Annotated in this window: 15 protein-coding genes; 7 read left to right on the top strand and 8 right to left on the bottom strand. The window is 71.6% G+C overall.

From position 1 onward, the window contains the following. Window positions 1–5: 5 nt before the first annotated feature. Together ACIBG6_RS21945 and ACIBG6_RS21940 are read right to left on the bottom strand one after the other, a co-directional pair. Window positions 6–2,012 (bottom strand): CocE/NonD family hydrolase, encoded by a 2,007-nt coding sequence (locus tag ACIBG6_RS21945; RefSeq protein ID WP_399224221.1) that lies wholly within the window; start codon window positions 2,010–2,012, stop codon window positions 6–8. Window positions 2,013–2,032: 20 nt separating this feature from the next. Beyond that, complete coding sequence (locus ACIBG6_RS21940; RefSeq protein ID WP_399224220.1) at window positions 2,033–3,538, bottom strand: peptide MFS transporter; 1,506 nt, start codon at window positions 3,536–3,538, stop codon at window positions 2,033–2,035. A gap of 198 nt (window positions 3,539–3,736) precedes the next feature. Between ACIBG6_RS21940 and ACIBG6_RS21935 the strand changes: the two genes are divergently transcribed. Together ACIBG6_RS21935 and ACIBG6_RS21930 are read left to right on the top strand one after the other, a co-directional pair. Continuing rightward, on the top strand, window positions 3,737–4,747 hold the full coding sequence (locus ACIBG6_RS21935; protein ID WP_399224219.1) for a polyprenyl synthetase family protein: 1,011 nt from the start codon (window positions 3,737–3,739) through the stop codon (window positions 4,745–4,747). A gap of 143 nt (window positions 4,748–4,890) precedes the next feature. After that, on the top strand, window positions 4,891–6,141 hold the full coding sequence (locus ACIBG6_RS21930) for an outer membrane lipoprotein carrier protein LolA (RefSeq protein WP_399224218.1): 1,251 nt from the start codon (window positions 4,891–4,893) through the stop codon (window positions 6,139–6,141). Between the two features lie 75 nt (window positions 6,142–6,216). Here ACIBG6_RS21930 and ACIBG6_RS21925 read toward each other — a convergent pair whose 3' ends face one another. Further along, entirely contained in the window at window positions 6,217–7,518 is a 1,302-nt protein-coding gene (locus ACIBG6_RS21925) for a M28 family metallopeptidase (RefSeq protein WP_399224217.1), read from the bottom strand. Window positions 7,519–7,957: 439 nt separating this feature from the next. Between ACIBG6_RS21925 and ACIBG6_RS21920 the strand changes: the two genes are divergently transcribed. Beyond that, entirely contained in the window at window positions 7,958–8,455 is a 498-nt protein-coding gene (locus ACIBG6_RS21920) for a DUF1203 domain-containing protein (protein WP_399224216.1), read from the top strand. Window positions 8,456–8,464: 9 nt separating this feature from the next. Here the strand turns inward: ACIBG6_RS21920 and ACIBG6_RS21915 are convergent, their stop codons facing one another. After that, entirely contained in the window at window positions 8,465–8,932 is a 468-nt protein-coding gene (locus ACIBG6_RS21915) for a VOC family protein (RefSeq protein WP_399224215.1), read from the bottom strand. Window positions 8,933–8,953: 21 nt separating this feature from the next. On the opposite strand from ACIBG6_RS21915, the gene ACIBG6_RS21910 reads away from it, so the two are divergent. Both ACIBG6_RS21910 and ACIBG6_RS21905 read left to right on the top strand, forming a co-directional pair. Beyond that, window positions 8,954–9,562 carry a CGNR zinc finger domain-containing protein gene (locus tag ACIBG6_RS21910; protein ID WP_399224214.1) on the top strand — a complete coding sequence of 203 codons (609 nt, stop codon included), beginning with the start codon at window positions 8,954–8,956 and terminating at the stop codon, window positions 9,560–9,562. Next, complete coding sequence (locus ACIBG6_RS21905) at window positions 9,562–9,921, top strand: SRPBCC domain-containing protein (protein ID WP_399224213.1); 360 nt, start codon at window positions 9,562–9,564, stop codon at window positions 9,919–9,921. The genes ACIBG6_RS21910 and ACIBG6_RS21905 overlap by 1 nt, the downstream gene beginning before the upstream one ends. A 7-nt stretch (window positions 9,922–9,928) precedes the next feature. Here the strand turns inward: ACIBG6_RS21905 and ACIBG6_RS21900 are convergent, their stop codons facing one another. Continuing rightward, the gene (locus tag ACIBG6_RS21900; protein ID WP_399224212.1) at window positions 9,929–10,558 is read right to left on the bottom strand and encodes a DUF4291 domain-containing protein; all 630 of its coding nucleotides are present in this window, start codon (window positions 10,556–10,558) and stop codon (window positions 9,929–9,931) included. A gap of 74 nt (window positions 10,559–10,632) precedes the next feature. Then, entirely contained in the window at window positions 10,633–11,070 is a 438-nt protein-coding gene (locus tag ACIBG6_RS21895; protein ID WP_317601997.1) for a helix-turn-helix domain-containing protein, read from the bottom strand. Window positions 11,071–11,203: 133 nt separating this feature from the next. Between ACIBG6_RS21895 and ACIBG6_RS21890 the strand changes: the two genes are divergently transcribed. Continuing rightward, window positions 11,204–11,521 carry a DUF6401 family natural product biosynthesis protein gene (locus ACIBG6_RS21890; RefSeq protein ID WP_399224211.1) on the top strand — a complete coding sequence of 106 codons (318 nt, stop codon included), beginning with the start codon at window positions 11,204–11,206 and terminating at the stop codon, window positions 11,519–11,521. Between the two features lie 4 nt (window positions 11,522–11,525). Here the strand turns inward: ACIBG6_RS21890 and rarD are convergent, their stop codons facing one another. Both rarD and ACIBG6_RS21880 read right to left on the bottom strand, forming a co-directional pair. Next, window positions 11,526–12,446 (bottom strand): EamA family transporter RarD, encoded by a 921-nt coding sequence (rarD, locus tag ACIBG6_RS21885; RefSeq protein ID WP_399224520.1) that lies wholly within the window; start codon window positions 12,444–12,446, stop codon window positions 11,526–11,528. A 167-nt stretch (window positions 12,447–12,613) separates the two neighbouring features. Continuing rightward, window positions 12,614–13,480, bottom strand: coding sequence for an SDR family oxidoreductase (locus ACIBG6_RS21880; RefSeq protein WP_399224210.1), 867 nt, complete (start codon window positions 13,478–13,480; stop codon window positions 12,614–12,616). 97 nt (window positions 13,481–13,577) lie between these two features. On the opposite strand from ACIBG6_RS21880, the gene ACIBG6_RS21875 reads away from it, so the two are divergent. Continuing rightward, on the top strand, window positions 13,578–14,000 hold the full coding sequence (locus ACIBG6_RS21875; RefSeq protein ID WP_399224209.1) for a winged helix-turn-helix transcriptional regulator: 423 nt from the start codon (window positions 13,578–13,580) through the stop codon (window positions 13,998–14,000). The last annotated feature ends 20 nt before the right edge of the window (window positions 14,001–14,020 follow it).

Below are 14,020 nucleotides of genomic sequence, written 5' to 3'. Positions count from 1 at the left end.
CGTCCTCAGCCCGCCGTGCGCGGGATGCTCTTCTCCCACGTGCGGTGGAAGACGACCTCGCCGTCCTCCTTGCACACCACCTCGTTCGAGGTGTGGAACGCGTCCGCGTCGCAGGAGATCTCCGAGCGCGTGTCCACCGTGACGTCCCACGACAGCTCGGGCCGGTGCAGCCGGATCGACCACTCCGAGAGCGTCCGCGCGGACAGCGGGTCGCCCTCCTCGATCGTGTACGTCTCCACCGCGTCCTCGGTGAACTCCAGGCCGTCCGGGTACACCCGCGTGCCCCCGTACTTCGGGTCGACCTCCAGCTTCCACTCGCCCTTCGCCACGTCCCGCACCACGACCCGCTCCGGGCGCGGCTCCTCCAGGGTGCGCGGGTAGGCGACGCCCAGCGGCTCGGACTGCTCCGGCTCCTCCCACTCGACGGCGTCGTCCGTGTGGCGGCGAACCGGCAGGGTGAGGGAGGAGCCCGCCGAGTCGAGCGTGAAGCCCTTCGCGTCCGGCTGCGGCCAGATCCACGGCCAGTACGCGGAGGAGACCGCGAGCCGCACCCGGTGGCCGGGCGGGAAGGTGTGCCCGATGCCGTTCAGCTCGAAGACGAAGCTCTCCCACTCGCCGACCTGAGCCTCCACGGCCCGGTCGCGGCCGTAGCGGGCGGAGAAGTTCAGCGCGCCGCGCGTGACGAGCGTGGAGGAGCCGTCGGGGGCGATGTCGCAGAGCCGGGCGACGACCTGGCCGGTGGGGGCGTCCGCGCGCAGGGCGAGGCTGACGGACGGGCGGCCGAGGATCTCGATGGGGCCGCCGTCCGCGGGGACGGCGAAGTCGAAGCAGGCCGAGTGGGCGTCCTCCTCGCGCTGGTCCGGCGGCAGGTCGGCGTCGTTGCCGAAGGGGAAGAACCGGCCGGCGTCGATGCCGGTCTGCTGCGGGGAGTCGACCACGAGGGGGCCGCCCTGGAAGGCGTACGTGACGGGGGTGACGTTCGGGGAAGGCCAGGCGGGGTCGGTGACCCAGCGGCCCGGCAGCTCCTCGTACACGGTGGCCGGCGGGTGCGACTCGCTGATCCACGTGCGCAGCAGCGGTTCGGCCATCACGTCGTTCTCGACGCCCTTGAGGTGGTGGTCCCACCAGCGCAGGGTCTCCTGGAGGAAGCCGATGGCGGGTCCCGGCGGCAGGCCGCGGTCCGGGTACTGGTGGGACCAGGGGCCGATGATGCCGCGCACCCGGTCCTGGGGGAGGTGCTGCGCGAGCCGCAGGACGGTGTCGCGGTACGGGTCGTGCCAGCCGCCCACGGCGAGGACGGCGGCCCCGATGGCGGAGTAGTCCTCGCAGACGCTGCCGTGCCGCCAGTACGCGTCGCGGGTCTGGTGGGCGAGCCAGGTGTGGATGAGCGGGTCCACGGCCTCCAAGCGCTTCAGCCACCGCTCGCGCCACTCCTCGCCCGCGTACCGCGGGTCGGGCGGCCGGCAGACGAAGGCGAGCATGGTGGCCGCCCAGGCGTGCATGTCGACGCCGAGGACCGAGCCGCCCATGTAGTGGACGTCGTTGTCGTACCGGTCGTCGGTGGAGCAGACGGTGACGATCGCCTTGAGGGGTTCGGGGGCGAGGGCGGCGATCTGGAGCGAGTTGAAGCCGCCCCAGGAGATGCCGAACATGCCGACCTTGCCGGTGCACCAGGGCTGTTCGGCGAGCCAGTTCACGACGGCCACGCCGTCGGCGAGCTCGACGGCGTCGTACTCGTCGCCGGGGAGGCCGTCGCTGTTCCCGTGGCCGCGGACGTCGACCCGTACGGAGGCGTAGCCGTGGCCCGCGTACCAGGGGTGGCGCTGCCAGTCGCGGGGCGCGGTCCAGTCGCTGAGGCGGTACGGCAGGTACTCCAGGAGGGCCGGTACGGGCTCCTCGGTGACCGGGCGCCAGATCCGGGCGTACAGCCGTGTGCCGTCCGGCAGCGGGATGCGGACGTCCTCGTGGCGGGTCTCGTACGGGAAGTCGGTACGGATCTTCGGCTTCGGCATCAGGTCCCCTCGGGGTGGCCTCAGTGGACGGGGTGCATGGTGCGGCGCAGCCAGGGCGCCAGGGCGATCACGACGAGGCCGACCGCGACGGCGACGGCGCCGTTCACGCCGAAGTACACGGGCTTGGAGACGTCGTCGTAGAGCTTCACGGTCTGGGCCTGGATGCCGTTGGCGAGCGCGAGCGACAGGAACCACAGCGACATGGTCTGGCTGGAGAAGGCCTTCGGGGCGAGCTTGCTCGTGGCGGACATCCCGGAGGTCTCCAGGAGGACGTCGCCGAGGCCGAGCAGCAGGTACGAGCCGACGATCCACCAGGCGGCCATCTGGTACGTGTCGTCGGCGTGCCCGGAGGTCGGCAGGACCATCAGGAGGAAGGAGAGACCGCCGAGGATCACGCCGAAGGCGATCTTGTTGGAGGCGTGCGGCTGGTCGTGGCCCATCCGGGCCCAGACGGCGGCCACGACGGGGGCCAGGAGGACCTCGAAGGCGCCGAGGGCGGAGGCGTACCAACTGGCGGGGAAGTCGAAGCCGAGGATGGTCGTGCGGGCGTTCGTGGAGGCGAGCAGGATCATCGTCGAGTACGCCTGGAAGAGGATGAAGTTGAACACCACCGACGCCAGGAACAGCACGATGTACGGCTTGAGGCGGCCGCGCTCCTCGGCCGTGACCCGGGGGCTCTTGAACATCACCCAGAAGAAGACGACGGGCGCGATGACCGAGATGAGGGTCAGCACGTCCACGAACCGGTCCATGGTCAGCCAGCCCGTGAGGGCGAGCACCACGGCGACGAGGGCCGTCACGACCGCCCCGACGACGATCGTCCGGACGGCCCGGCGCATGGCGTCCGGGGCGAGCGCGAACTCGGCGGCGTGCTTGCGCCCGGCCAGGTGACGGCGGCCCGCCACGTACTGGATCAGGCCGAAGGTCATGCCGATCGCGGCGGCCGAGAAGCCCCAGTGGTAGCCCTTGTGGTCGGCGAGCCAGCCGGTGATCAGCGGGCCGGCGAAGGCGCCGATGTTGATCGCCATGTAGTAGAGGGCGAAACCGGCGTCGCGGCGGTCGTCGTCCGTGCGGTAGAGCTTGCCGACCATGGTGGCGACGTTCGGCTTGAGGAGGCCGGTGCCGGCGCTGATCAGGCCGAGGCCCACCCAGGTCATCGCGGCGGTCGGCACGGCCATCGCGTAGTGGCCGCAGGCGATGAGGATGCCGCCCCAGAGGACGGCGCGGTACGAGCCGAGGATGCGGTCGGCGAGCCAGCCGCCGGCCACCGAGACGAGGTAGACGAGCGTGCCGTAGGCGGCGGAGACCGAGGCGGCGGTGCCGGAGTCCATGCCGAGGCCGCCGTCGGCGACGCTCGCGGCGAAGTAGAGGACGAGGATCGCCTGCATGCCGAGGAACGAGAACCGCTCCCAGACCTCCAGGCCCGAGAGGGTCAGCAGGCCCCGGGGATGGCCGAGGAACGCGTGGTCGTCCTCCGGGGGCGGCTGCTCGCCGTTCGGATCCGTATCGATCGTTGTTCGGGACAAAACGCCTACTCCTGGTCGTATGAGCTGATCCCGAACATACCGGGGGTGACGGGAAGGCGCCCACGGTGATCGAAAGGTGACCGGATACGCTGGCTTGAGTGAATCGAGCGACACATCGACAATCCATGTGATCGTCAACAGTCCATGTGAACAATCCGTGTGATCGTCAGCAGGCGTCAGCAGACAGGAGACCCCCTCGTGACCGTCGTCGGGCCGTTCGGTCTTAGCGTGCGGGACCAGGCTCTTGAGGCCGATGTCCAGACCGGGTTGGCGGCTGTGGAGGCGGGCCTCCTGGACGCCACCAAGAGCGATGTCCCCTTCATCACGGAGGCCGCGCAGCATCTCGTCCTGGCCGGTGGCAAGCGGTTCCGCCCCCTGCTCGTGATGCTCTCCGCCCAGTTCGGCGACCCCTACGCGCCGGGCGTCGTGCCCTCCGCCGTGGTCGTCGAGCTCACCCACCTGGCCACGCTCTACCACGACGACGTCATGGACGAGGCCGACGTCCGGCGCGGAGTGCCGAGCGCCAACACGCGCTGGGGCAACTCGATCGCCGTCCTCACGGGTGACTTCCTCTTCGCCCGCGCCTCGCACACGCTCGCGGACCTCGGCCCCGATGCCGTACGGATCCAGTCCGAGGCGTTCGAACGGCTCGTGACCGGCCAGATCCTGGAGACCGCGGGACCGACCGACGGCCGCGACCCCGTCGACCACTACCTCGACGTCCTCGGCGGCAAGACCGGCTCCCTCGTCGCCGTCTCCTGCCGCTTCGGCGCGATGATGTCCGGCGCCGACGAGAGCGTCGTCGACATCCTCACCCAGTACGGCGAGCGGCTCGGCGTCGCCTTCCAGCTCGCCGACGACGTCCTCGACATCACCTCCGACTCCCACGAGTCCGGCAAGACCCCCGGCATCGACCTCCGCGAGGGCATCCCGACCCTGCCCGTCCTCCACCTGCGGGCCGCGGCGGCCGCCCACGGCCGCCCGGAGGACGTCGAGCTCGTCGCCCTCGTCGACGGCGACCTGACGGACGACGACCGGCACGCCGAGGTCCTGCGGCGGCTCCGCGTCCACCCGGCCCTGGAGCAGGCCCGACGGGACACCGTGCGGTACGCGGAGGAGGCGCGCGCGATGCTGGCGCCGCTGCCCGACGGGTACGCGAAGGCGGCGCTCCAGGAGATGTGCGACGCGGTGGTCCACCGCGCGGGCTGAGGGTCCGTCGCGCGGGCCGAGGGCCCGGCCGGGCGCCGAGGGGTCAACCGGGCGGGTGAGGGAATCTCAGGGTGGGGTCATCCCGAAGCAGTACGCGAGGTTGATCCCGGGGGCTGACGCTTCTGTGCCCCCGATTTGGTCAGATGGAGTCATCGACCACAGGGCGCAGCACGGAGGAAGCGGAGACCATGGCAGACACCCGTAAGGCGAGCCGGTTCATCGTCCCGATCGCGGTGGCAGGAGTGGCCGCGGCGACCATCGGGCTCGTCCCGGCACTCGCGGCGTCCGGTGACCCGGACCTGCCGGAGATCACGGCCCAGCAGCTCATCGAGAAGATCGCCGCCTCGGACACCCAGACCCTGTCCGGCACGTTCAGGATCTCCACCGACCTCGGCCTGCCCCTCGGCGGCCTGGCCGACCTCGGCGCGCTGGCCGGTGGGGGCGGCGGCTCCTCCTCGGCCGACCCCACGGAGAAGCTCACCGAGCTCGTCTCCGGCACCCACACACTGCGCGTGGCCGCCGACGGCCCCGACCGCCAGAAGCTGACGCTGCTCGACGGCTCCGACGAGTACAGCCTGATCCACAACGGCGACGACGTCTGGGCGTACGACAGCAAGTCCAAGGAGGTCTTCCACGAGAAGGCCCCCGCGGGCGCCGGGGAGAAGGGCGAGAAGGGGGAGACGCCCTCGGAGGAGCTCCCGACCACGCCGAAGGAGCTCGCCGACGAGGTCCTGAAGGCGGCCGGCGACACCACGTCGATCACCGTCGACGGCACGGCCAAGGTCGCCGGCCGGGACGCGTACCAGCTGATGATCAAGCCGAAGCAGTCCGGCTCGACGGTCGAGTCGATCAAGATCGCCGTGGACGCGGCGAACGGCACCCCGCTCAAGTTCACCCTCGCCTCGGTCGAGGGCGGCAAGCCGGTCGTCGACGCGGGCTTCACGAAGGTCGACTTCGGCAAGCCGGCCGCCTCGGACTTCGACTTCAAGGTCCCCGAGGGCGCGAAGGTGACGGAGGGCGCCGCCGAGAAGGGCGCGGGGTCGGAGAAGCCCGAGGACTTCGGGAAGGACTTCGAGAAGGAGTTCGGCGGCGAGCTCGGCGGCCTCCCCGGCTTCGGCGACCTCGGGAAGGGCGGTGGCCCGAACGTCATCGGCGAGGGCTGGACGGCGATCGCGAAGCTCGACTCCGGCGCCCCCGCCCCGAAGACGGACGAAGCGCCGAAGGAGATCCAGGGTCTCCTGGACTCCTTCGGCGACAAGGTCACCGGGAAGTTCGGCTCGGGCACCGTCTTCAAGACGAAGCTGGTGAACGCGCTGCTCACCGACGACGGCAAGGTCTACGTCGGCGCGGTGACGCAGGACGCGCTGGTGAACGCGGCCAACGCCGGTAAGTAGCCGTCAGGTTGGGACCCCGGGCGGGTCGGGGGCGATGGTCACCGACCCACCCGGGAGCTTTTTGCGTCCTGCGCCTTACGGGAACGTCAGCTTGAAGCTGTTGATGTAGCCGGTGTCGGCCGAGGCCTTGTCCTGGACGCGGAGCTTCCAGGCACCGTTCGCGACCTCGGAGGAGGCGTTCACGGTGAAGGTCTGGACGATGTTGTCGGCGCTGCCGCCGGACCGGTTGCTCAGGCTGTAGACCGAGCCGTCGGGGGCGACGAGATCGACGACGAGGTCACCGCGGTAGGTGTGGACGATGTTCACACCGACGGCGAGAGTGCTCGGGGCGTTGCCGGCGATGCCGGTGACGTCGACCGTCGAGGTGACCGCGGCGCCGTTGTCCGGGACGGAGACGTCGGCCGTGTTCTCGAAGACCGTGCCCGTGGGCGGGGTGCTGGTGCCGGACAGCGCCCAGATCGCGTGCGCGACCGCGTCGCTGTTGCGGTCGAGGGCGGTGTCGTTGATGTTCGACGTGTTGTCGCACGACGAGTGGTAGCAGCGGTCGAAGGCCGTGGCCGTACCGCCCCACTTCGACACCTGGGCACTGGTCTTGACCCGGCTCGCGCCCGTGAAGAGACCGCCGACGGGTATGCCGACGTTCTTGAACGAGGCGTGGTCCGAGCGCCCGTCGCCCTCGGTCTCGATCTCGGTGGGGACGCCGAGACCCGCGAAGTAGCTCTTGAAGGTCTGCTCGATGGCCGGGTCGTCGTCGTAGACGAAGTAACCCGGGTTGGGCGAACCGATCATGTCGAAGTTGAGGTAGCCGGAGACCTTCGCGCGCTCGGCGGTCGGCAGCTGGCCGACGTAGTACTTCGAGCCGACGAGACCGAGCTCCTCCGCGCCCCACCAGCCGAAGCGCAGGTGCTTGGAGGGCTGGTAGCCGGAGCGGGCGACCGCGAGGGCCGTCTCCAGGACGGCGGCGGAGCCGGAGCCGTTGTCGTTGATGCCGGCGCCGGAGCTGACCGAGTCGAGGTGCGCGCCGGCCATCAGGACCTGGTTCGGGTCGCCGCCCGGCCAGTCGGCGATGAGGTTGTAGCCGGTCGCGCCGCTGGAGGTGAACTGCTGGATGGTGGTGGTGTATCCGGCGGCGTCGAGCTTGGCCTTCACGAAGTCGATGGACGCCTTGTAACCGGTACGGCCGTGGGCGCGGTTGCCGCCGTTGGCGGTGGCGATCGACTGAAGGTCCGTCAAGTGCTGCTTGACGTTGGCCAGGGGGATGTCGGGCGCGGCGGCGACCGCCTGCGACTCGGCGCCGGCGGTGCCGGTGAGACCGGCGAGCGCGAGGGCCGCGAGAGCGGCGACCGCGGTGACGCGTCTGGGCACGGAGATGTTCATGTGGGGGCTCCGGATTCCGAACGGGGATGGGACGGAACGTGCGAGACGCCTCGGGCGTGGGTGCCACGAGGCGCTGGAGCTGTGCGAGTGCATGTGCGGTGTTCAGTTGTTCTGTTGCGTGTGTGCGTGCTGAATGTTCAGTGAGAGTTTGACTCCGCGTCAAGAGCGGAAACCGGTCAGGGGCGTTCGCTGAGCGAACTTCGGACGGAACGCCTGGGGTTGGCGGTTCCGGTGGGGTTCGGGCCGGGTGCTGAGGGTGGCCGCAGGCCATCGGCGGAGCCGGCGTGCCCTTGACGCGCTGGCGGAAGCTGCGACTCTCGGAAAGAGGGCGGTCCCACCAGAAGCTCTCGAGAACCCTTCACCCCCGGCCCCACCCCGCCCCGAGTGCCCCGTCCGAATTCCGCCAGCGGCGTTCGCGGTGCCGCGTGACGCTGGCCCCATGAGCATCTACCTCGCACGCGCCGTCTCACCCGCCGCCCTCGCCCAGTTGCGCGTCACCGACGATGCCGGGCAGCCCTGTGTGCCGTTCGTCGACGCCGAGGGCGGGAGTCCCCTGCGCTGCTGCCTGCGGCTCTCCGTCGCCGGCGAGCGGATCGCGCTCGTCTCGTACGCGCCGCTGCGGCGCTGGGCGGCCGAGGACGGTGTCGCGCCGGGGGCGTACGACGAGCAGGGGCCCGTCTTCGTGCACGCCGAGGAGTGCGGCGGCCCCGGGCCCTCGGAGGCGTACCCCTTCGAGCGGGCCGGGGCGCTGCGGACCGTCCGGCGGTACGACGCGGAGGGCCGGATCGCCGGTGGGCGGCTCCTGGAGCTGCCCGAGGCCCCCGGTGAAGGCTTCGACGAGGCCTTCGAGGAGGCCTTCGCCGACCCGGCCGTCGTCCTCGTGCACGTCCGCGCCGTGGAGTACGGCTGCTTCCACTTCGAGGTACGGAGGCCCTGACGCCGGCCTCTACTGCACGCAGAACTCGTTGCCCTCCGGGTCGGCCATGACCGTCCAGGACCCGGACGGTTCGTCCACCCGGCGCAGGACCGTCGCGCCGAGCGCCTCCAGACGGGTGACCTCGGCGTCGCGGGTGCCCGGGTCCGGGTGGAGGTCGAGGTGGAGCCGGTTCTTGACGGTCTTGGGTTCCGGGACCCGCTGGATGAGGAGCCGCCGGCCCAGCCCGCCGCCCGTCGCCGGGTCCTGGGGGTCGTCCGGGTGGCGGACGGCGGCGAGGTCGCGCCAGCCGAGGCGCTCGTGGTCCGTGCCCTCGTGGACGGTCACGGTCAGCTCGGGCTGGGCGGCCCCGAGGTCGAGGAGGCGCCGGATGAGGGCGTCGTGGTCCTCCTCCACATAGCCGAGGGCGGCGGCCCAGAAGACGGCCTGCGCGTGCGGGTCGGCGGCGTCGAGGACAAGCTTCCAATGGATGGGCTTCATGTAACTGGTTATACTGGTTACATGACGCTGGCCGCCACCGGAATGACCCTTCGGCACCGCGACGGGCAGGTGTTCCGCTTCGATGCCGGGGCCCTCTGCCTGGAGCTGCTGCTCACCGGTGGACCCGGGCCGGTCGCCGCGCAGTACGAGGTCCTCGACCGGGTCGACGGGCTGCTCGACTGGGTGCGGGGCTGCCGCCTCGCCCCCGGACTCGACGTGACCGTCACGGACGCCGAGCTGGCGGCCGTCCGGGACGTGCGGGACGCGCTCTGGGGCCTCGCCCTGGCGCGGGCCCGGGGCGCCGACCCCGACCCCGGGGAGCTGGCGGCGGTCAACGCCGCAGCCGCCGAACCGCCGCTCGTCGCCCTGATCGCCGCCGACGGCACGCGCGCGTGGGCGCCCGGAGCCACCGGGGCCCGGCTCCTCGCCACGGTCGCCCGGGACGCGGTCGAGCTCCTCACCGGGCCGTACGCCGACCGGGTCCGCGTCTGCGGCGCCGACAACTGCGCCCTCGTCTTCGCCGACACCTCGCGTCCCGGGCGCCGCCGCTGGTGCTCGATGGACCGGTGCGGCAACCGCCACAAGGTCCGGGCGCACCGTGCCCGTACCCCGTCGGAGGGAGAAGTGTGATGCCTGTGGGACTGACGCGGGATGCCGGCTGGGAGATCGGCGTCTCCAAGACCCTGCCCCTGCCCGTCGCGGCCGTCTGGGACTTCCTCGTGAGCCCCGAAGGACTGAGCCTCTGGCTCGGGCCCGGAGCCGCGCTCCCCGCCGAGGGCGACCCCGCCCTCCGCAGCCTCCGACCCCGGGACCGCGTCCGCCTGTCGTACGGCGAGACCGTCCTCCAGGTCGCGGTCTCCCCGGCGGGCGACGGCCGGACCGTCCTCACCTTCCACCAGGAGCACATGGCGAGCGCCGAGGAGCGTGAACGTCAACGCGCCCACTGGAAGGGCGTGATGGACGAGATCGTGCGGAGGGCGGGGGAGTGAGGGCGCGCTAGGGCGCGGTGACCGGCGGGGACGGCGCCGGGTCCGGGACGCGGAGGTGGTCCAGCAGCCCCTCGGGTGCCGGGTACGGCCCCTCCCGGGGCAGCAGGCGGCCGGCTGCGGCCAGGTCGCCCGCGCGGACCAGCGCGTGGACGTCGTGGGCGAGCGGGGTCACGTCGGTGACGGAGACCGTCCACTCGTCCGCGTACCGGCGGGAGGCCTCGCCCGACAGGCCGAGCTGGAGCGAGCGGTACGGGAGCGGCCGCAGGTGCAGGTCGCGCTCCGGGTCCCACTGGACGCGCGCCGGAGCCTGCCCCAACTGGCGCTTCCAGGAGGCCTGGTCGGGGTGGAACCCGCGCACGTAGTGCGAGAGGCAGGCGTTCCGCAGGGCCCACTCGAAGCCCTCGCGGGTGATCTCCACGGCGAGGACCGTCTCCTGGCCCTCCTTCGCGCCCCAGCCGCAGCGGTACATCATCCACAGGAACGACGGCTTGATCCACGTCATCCGGTCCCGCTTCCATGTGGCCGGGAATCGACCCTCGCGGGCGGCGGGCAGGCCGATCCCCGGCGTGTACGCCTGGTAGACGGTCACGGTGTCCGGGGTGTGGAGCGCCCGGATCCGGTACTTGGGTTCTTCCATGGACGTCAGGGTGCGCGAAGTCCCGGGCGCGGGGCCACCGGATATCCCGGGGCCGCCGCCGGACGTCACGGCCCTCAGGCGAGTGCCGCCTCCTTCGCGTCGTACTCCTCGCGCGCCGCCGCGATCTCGTTCTGGTGCTGCTCGGTCCAGGTCACGAGGGAACGGATCGTCGTGTGCAGGGTCCCGCCCAGGGGCGTGAGCTCGTACTCGACGCGGGGCGGGACCACCGGGTGGACGGTGCGCTTCACCAGGCCGTCGCGCTCCAGCTGGCGCAGGGTCACGGTCAGCATGCGCTGGCTGACGCCGTCGATCTCGCGCTTGAGCTCCGTGAAGCGCAGGACGCGGCGGTCGAGGAGGGCGATGACGAGGAGGGACCACTTGTCGGCGACGCGGTCGAGGATCTGGCGGACCTCGCAGTCCTCGCGGGTGTCCCACTGGAAGGGGTCGGGGTCGCCGTCGTTTCCGTAGCTTCCCGCGCAGTGGCTCGGTGCCTTCAGGGCGCTGTCATCCATGACACCCGATCCTGGCGCAGGACCGGGTCGGTTACAAGAGGGAACCGACATAAGCGGGACCGATATCGAAAGGGGCCTTGGCTGCGACCAAGGTCACGGTCGGAACGCCCCGATCCACACCTAATGTGGAGTGATGAGCGATTCCCCCGGCTGCCCGTTGACCGATGTCGCCGTCGCGTACCTGCCCCGGCTCGCGGAGGTCACCTCCGCGCCGGGCCTCGCGGCCGCCGTCGACCAGCACGCGGCCGCCGTGTGCGACGCGCTCGTCCCGGCCAGGCGGGGGCCGGAGGGCCGGACCGTGCGGCGGGAGGAGCTCGCCGACTACGTGCTCGGGTTCACCGACGGGCTCTCCGAGGCCGCGTGGACCGAGCCCGCGGGCCACGACTTCGTGACCCTGCGGCTGACGGCGGTCTGCTGGCTGATCCGGGAGCACGACCTCCTGGACGCGTGAGGCGTCAGCGCCCCGACGGGTGGGCCGCCTCGACCGGAGCCGTCGCCGCCTCGACCGAGGCCACCGCCTCCGCCGACGCCGCCGCCATCGCGGCCCGGCTGCGGCGGGCTGTGCGCAGCGCGTCCCAGGTGAGGAGCGTCAGGGCGAGCCAGACGAGCGAGAAGCCCGCCCACCGCTCCGGCGGCATCGCCTCGTGGAAGTAGAGGATCCCGAGCAGGAACTGGAAGGTCGGCGCCAGGTACTGGAGGAGTCCGAGCGTCGACAGCGGTACGCGGATGGCGGCCGCGCCGAAGCAGACCAGCGGCACCGCCGTGACGATGCCGGTGGCGGCCAGCAGGGCCGCGTGTCCGGCGCCCTCGGAGCCGAAGGCCAGGGTGCCCTGGGTGCCGATCCAGACCAGGTAGCCGAGGGCCGGCAGGAACTGGACGGCGGTCTCGGCGGCGAGCGACTCCAGGCCGCCGAGGTTGAGCTTCTTCTTCACCAGGCCGTAGATCGCGAAGGAGAAGGCGAGGGTGAGCGAGATCCACGGCGGCTGCCCGTACCCGATCGCGAGGACGAGGACGGCCGCGAAGCCGACGCCGACCGCCGCCCACTGGGCCGGGCGCAGCCGCTCCTTGAGGACGAGGACGCCGAGCGCGATGGTGACGAGCGGGTTGATGAAGTAGCCGAGGGAGGCCTCGACGACGTGGCCGGTGTTGACCGACCAGATGTACAGGCCCCAGTTCACGCTGATGACGGCGGCGGCCACGGTGATCAGGGCCAGCTTGCGCGGGCTGCGCGCGAGCTCCGGTATCCAGCTCCAGCGGCGGACCGCGAGCAGCGCGATGCCGACGAAGAGGAGCGACCAGACCATCCGGTGGGCGAGGATCTCGACGGCTCCGGCGGGCTTGAGGAGCGGCCAGAAGAGCGGGACCAGCCCCCACATGGCGTAGGCGCCGATCCCGTAGAGCAGTCCTGCTCGTCCTTCGTTCTCCGTCTTCGTCTCCACCGGACCTCCTGCCGCGCGCCACGCTGTCCTGTCGAAGGTAGCGCCGCACGGGGCGGGTTGTCATGCCCGTATCGCCATACGGTCATGACAGTCGGGCTCCTCGTTCAGGAGGCGGCGAGCGCTTCCTTGATCGTCACGGCGATCGGGGTGGTGGGGCGGCCGATCAGCCGGGCCAGGTCGCCGGTCCGCAGGGCGAGCGCGCCGTGCTCGACGGCCCGGTCGACGTCGACGAGGATCGCGGCGAAGGGCTCCGGGACCCCGGCGCCGGTGAGGATCGCGAGGTGCGCCTCGGCGGGGACGTTGCTGTACGTGATCTCCCGGCCGGACTGGGCGGCGACCTCGGCCGCGTACTCGGCGTGCGACCAGGCGGTGTCGCCGCTCAGCTCGTACGCCTGGTTCACGTGCTCCTCGGCAGGGCCGGTGAGGACGGCGGCCGCGGCGGCGGCGTAGTCGGCGCGGGTGGCGGACGCGATCCGGCCCTCGCCGGCGTTGGAGACGACGGCGCCGTGGGCCAGGACGGGGGCGAGGTTCGCGGTGTAGTTCTCGGTGTACCAGCCGTTGCGGAGGAAGGTGTACGGCAGGCCGGAGGCGAGGATCAGCCGCTCGGTCTCCTTGTGCTCGGCGGCCAGGGCGAAGTCGGCCTCCGGGCCGCCGAGGATGCCGGTGTACGCGAGCTGGGCGACGCCCGCCGTCTTGGCCGCACCGATCACGGCGGCGTGCTGCGCGACGCGCTGCCCGACCTCGCTGCCCGAGATGAGGAGCACCCGGTCGCCGGCCCCGAAGGCCTCCGCCAGCGTCTCCGGCCGGCTGTAGTCCGCGATCCGCAGCTCGACGCCGCGCTCCGCGAGGTCGGCCGCCTTCTCCTTGTTCCGTACGACGGCGGCGACGGACGCGGCGGGGACGGTGGCGAGGAGGGCGTCGATGACGAGGCGGCCGAGCTGGCCGGTGGCTCCGGTGACGACGATGCTCATGGTGCTTCCTTTTCCCGTGGGGTGCGGTGGGCGATGTCCTCACCGTACGTCGGGCACTTTCCTTTCGTAAGTACCCACTTTGAAGTAAGGTACTGGTATGGAAGTAAGTGCGAACGCGAGCGTGGAACCGAAGAGCCTGCTGACGGACGTCGTCGGCGCCATGTGCCCGGCCCGGCTCGTCCTGGAGCACGTCACCAGCCGCTGGGGCGTCCTGATCCTCATCGCGCTGCGCGAGCGCTCGTACCGCTTCAGCGAGCTGCGCCGCCGGGTCGGCGGCGTCAGCGAGAAGATGCTGACGCAGACGCTCCAGACCCTGGAGCGCGACGGCTTCGTCCACCGTGACGCCAAGCCCGTCATCCCGCCCCGCGTCGACTACAGCCTCACCGTCATGGGCGAGGAGGCCGCCCGCCAGGTCGCGGAGCTCGCCCGCTGGACAGACCTGCGGGTCGCGGAGGTCGAGAAGGCCCGGGCGCGGTACGACGAGGCGCGTCTCGAGAGTGTCGCCACCGCGTCTCAATGACGCGGTATCCGGCGCGAGTT

The organism is Streptomyces sp. NPDC050842 (genome assembly GCF_044456565.1).
Lineage (GTDB): Bacteria > Actinomycetota > Actinomycetes > Streptomycetales > Streptomycetaceae > Streptomyces.
This window is presented reverse-complemented; position numbering and strand designations above follow the sequence as displayed.

Bases quoted from the DNA above. Each gene is read 5' to 3' on its own strand.
- ACIBG6_RS21945 (WP_399224221.1), bottom strand. From the start codon at position 2,012: ATGCCGAAGCCGAAGATCCGTACCGACTTCCCGTACGAGACCCGCCAC.
- ACIBG6_RS21930 (WP_399224218.1), top strand. From the start codon at position 4,891: ATGGAGTCATCGACCACAGGGCGCAGCACGGAGGAAGCGGAGACCATG.
- ACIBG6_RS21925 (WP_399224217.1), bottom strand. From the start codon at position 7,518: ATGAACATCTCCGTGCCCAGACGCGTCACCGCGGTCGCCGCTCTCGCG.
- ACIBG6_RS21920 (WP_399224216.1), top strand. From the start codon at position 7,958: ATGAGCATCTACCTCGCACGCGCCGTCTCACCCGCCGCCCTCGCCCAG.
- ACIBG6_RS21915 (WP_399224215.1), bottom strand. From the start codon at position 8,932: ATGAAGCCCATCCATTGGAAGCTTGTCCTCGACGCCGCCGACCCGCAC.
- ACIBG6_RS21910 (WP_399224214.1), top strand. From the start codon at position 8,954: ATGACGCTGGCCGCCACCGGAATGACCCTTCGGCACCGCGACGGGCAG.
- ACIBG6_RS21905 (WP_399224213.1), top strand. From the start codon at position 9,562: ATGCCTGTGGGACTGACGCGGGATGCCGGCTGGGAGATCGGCGTCTCC.
- ACIBG6_RS21900 (WP_399224212.1), bottom strand. From the start codon at position 10,558: ATGGAAGAACCCAAGTACCGGATCCGGGCGCTCCACACCCCGGACACC.
- ACIBG6_RS21895 (WP_317601997.1), bottom strand. From the start codon at position 11,070: ATGGATGACAGCGCCCTGAAGGCACCGAGCCACTGCGCGGGAAGCTAC.
- ACIBG6_RS21890 (WP_399224211.1), top strand. From the start codon at position 11,204: ATGAGCGATTCCCCCGGCTGCCCGTTGACCGATGTCGCCGTCGCGTAC.
- rarD (WP_399224520.1), bottom strand. From the start codon at position 12,446: ATGTGGGGGCTGGTCCCGCTCTTCTGGCCGCTCCTCAAGCCCGCCGGA.
- ACIBG6_RS21880 (WP_399224210.1), bottom strand. From the start codon at position 13,480: ATGAGCATCGTCGTCACCGGAGCCACCGGCCAGCTCGGCCGCCTCGTC.
- ACIBG6_RS21875 (WP_399224209.1), top strand. From the start codon at position 13,578: ATGGAAGTAAGTGCGAACGCGAGCGTGGAACCGAAGAGCCTGCTGACG.